Here is a 2,115-nt window from a genome sequence, read left to right on the forward strand (position 1 = left end):
CGTCAGTCAAACGAAACTCTTCACGGAATACTGGCCGATTGCTGCAGAAAATGTCGTGACGGGTTTGTACGCGGCAGATAGAATTTCTATTCACTTGGCTATTCATTCATTTATTCAAACTCATGGCTCGTCACGCCGACCCAATTCGCCTGCTGCTCGCTCAAGGTCCAATGGCCGCTCGCCAAATCGTTGAAAGGACAGGAATTAGCCAGCCCACGGTTTCGCGTGCCTTGGCAGCGCTCGGCGATGAGGTTGTCCGAATTGGCGCTGGTTCCGCTATTCGTTACGCCCTGCGAGACCCTGCTCGCGGCTTCGCGTCGGTGCCGATATACCGGGTCGGCGATGAGGGGTTGATTCGGGAGCTTGGTACGCTCGTTCCCGTTCGCCCAGGCGGCTTTGTGATGATCCAGGCCGACGGCGTGACACTGCATACCGAAGGGCTGCCGTGGTGGTTGCTGGATATGCGGCCGCAGGGCTATCTCGGCCGGGCCTACGCATCGACGCATGCGGCCGCGCTCGGTTTGCCGGCAAACCCGGAGCACTGGGGCGATGCTGAAGTCATCAGGGCTTTGCTGGCGCACGGCCATGATGCAATCGGCAACCTGTTGATCGGGGAACTGGCGCGCGACCGTTTTATTGGCATGCCGCCTCCGTCGCCAGTTGACCGGTTTGGGGACTATCCCGCCCTTGCGCGCGCCGCCAGTTCCGGGGATGTTCCCGGGTCGTCTGCCGGTGGTGAGCAACCCAAGTTTTGTACCTACACGGAACGCGGTCATGTGCTGGTGAAATTTTCGGCGCCTGACGAAAACCCGGTCAGCGAGCGCTGGCGCGACCTCCTGCTGGCCGAGCATCTGGCTCTTTCGGTCCTCGGCATCGACACTGAGGTTTTCGATTTCGGCATTCAGCGATTCCTGGAAGTGCCGCGCTTTGACCGCGTCGGTCAGTTCGGGCGCCTTGGTGTGTTCTCCCTGCGCGCGCTGGAAGCGGAATTCGTGGGAGATGCTTCGGCAACCTGGCCGTCGTTGGTCAGTCGTCTTGTCGCTGACGGTCATGTCCATGCCGATGCCGTCGCCGGTTCTGCGGTGCTGTGGGCATTCGGCACCTTGATTGGCAATACCGACATGCATGCGGGGAATTTGTCGTTTGTCAGTCGCCATGGCCGCCCATATCAACTGGCGCCGGCCTACGATGTTCTGCCCATGGGGTTTGCCCCGCGAAGTGGCGGTGCGCTTGTCGATACTTTGTCGCCGGCCTCGCTATCCGCTTCGGTCGACGGTGAATCCTGGCGTGAAGCGCTGCGTTTGGCTGACATGTTCTTTGCCCGGGTCTGCGCTTGCGATGGCTTCTCAAGCCGGTTTTATCCATGCATCGACGCGTTACGCCGGCACATCGACGAGGCCGCATCGCGTATCGCGCGGTTGGGATGAAGCCGCCCGAAGCCAATTATTTTCAAAGGAGCAGGAATGTCCGGAATTCGGTTCAACAAGGAACGCTCATGAAACTCTATCTCGCCGGCCCCGATGTCTTTCGCCCCGACGCGGCACAGTGGGCTGAACATGCTCGGCGCTTGTGCCGGCAGGACGGGCATGAAGCGCTGATCCCGCTCGATGGCGTGGAAACGACGGCCGGGCTGATCCAGTCTGCCGATGCGGTGCTGGCCAATCTGAACCCTTTCCGCGGCTGCGAGCCGGATTCAGGCACCTGCGTCGAGGTTGGCTTTGCACTGGCGCTCGGCAAGCCGGTGATCGCTTATCTTGAAGGAACGGAAACCACGGTCGAGCGCGTCAGGCGCCTGCAGGGCGGTGTGGAAGCCGGGCCGGACGGGAGGCCTCTCGATCGCGACGGGCTGCACATCGAGGATTTCGGCCTGCCGCTCAACCTGATGCTGGCCGTGCCGGCGCGCCTGGTCGCCGGCGGCTTGCCCGAGGCACTGGCAGCGCTCAGCCAGGCCTGAACATCAGGGCAGGATCAGAGCAGTTCGGTATCGGCGTGACTGTAGGCCGGCGCGCAGCAGCACAGGATGCGCAGCGCCTCGTGGCCGGTGTTGGCCACCCGGTGCGCCGTGCCGGGTGCGATCAGGATGCTGTCGCCGGCCGCAATGGCGAAAACCTCGTC

At 62.3% G+C, this 2,115-nt stretch carries 4 protein-coding genes; 3 read left to right on the plus strand and 1 reads right to left on the minus strand.

What is annotated here, in order from left to right; genetic code table 11:
• The 3 genes from ACE3OH_RS21825 to ACE3OH_RS21835 all read left to right on the plus strand — a co-directional run.
• Positions 1-193, plus strand: a 193-nt coding sequence (locus ACE3OH_RS21825; RefSeq protein WP_374358276.1) for a hypothetical protein, incomplete at its 5' end; no start/stop codon positions are given.
• Positions 171-1,427: a type II toxin-antitoxin system HipA family toxin YjjJ gene (yjjJ, locus tag ACE3OH_RS21830; RefSeq protein ID WP_374358279.1), complete on the plus strand. Its 1,257-nt coding sequence runs from the start codon at positions 171-173 to the stop codon at positions 1,425-1,427. The genes ACE3OH_RS21825 and yjjJ, both read left to right, overlap by 23 nt.
• 68 nt (positions 1,428-1,495) lie before the next feature.
• Complete coding sequence (locus ACE3OH_RS21835; RefSeq protein WP_374358280.1) at positions 1,496-1,954, plus strand: nucleoside 2-deoxyribosyltransferase; 459 nt, start codon at positions 1,496-1,498, stop codon at positions 1,952-1,954.
• Positions 1,955-1,968: 14 nt separating this feature from the next.
• On the opposite strand, the gene ACE3OH_RS21840 is transcribed toward ACE3OH_RS21835, so the two are convergent.
• A complete protein-coding gene (locus tag ACE3OH_RS21840) occupies positions 1,969-2,100 on the minus strand; it encodes a cupin domain-containing protein (protein WP_374358283.1) in 132 nt (43 codons plus the stop codon).
• Positions 2,101-2,115 lie beyond the last annotated feature (15 nt).

The organism is Chitinimonas sp., from assembly GCF_041904975.1.
In the GTDB taxonomy this organism is placed as follows: domain Bacteria; phylum Pseudomonadota; class Gammaproteobacteria; order Burkholderiales; family Chitinimonadaceae; genus Chitinimonas.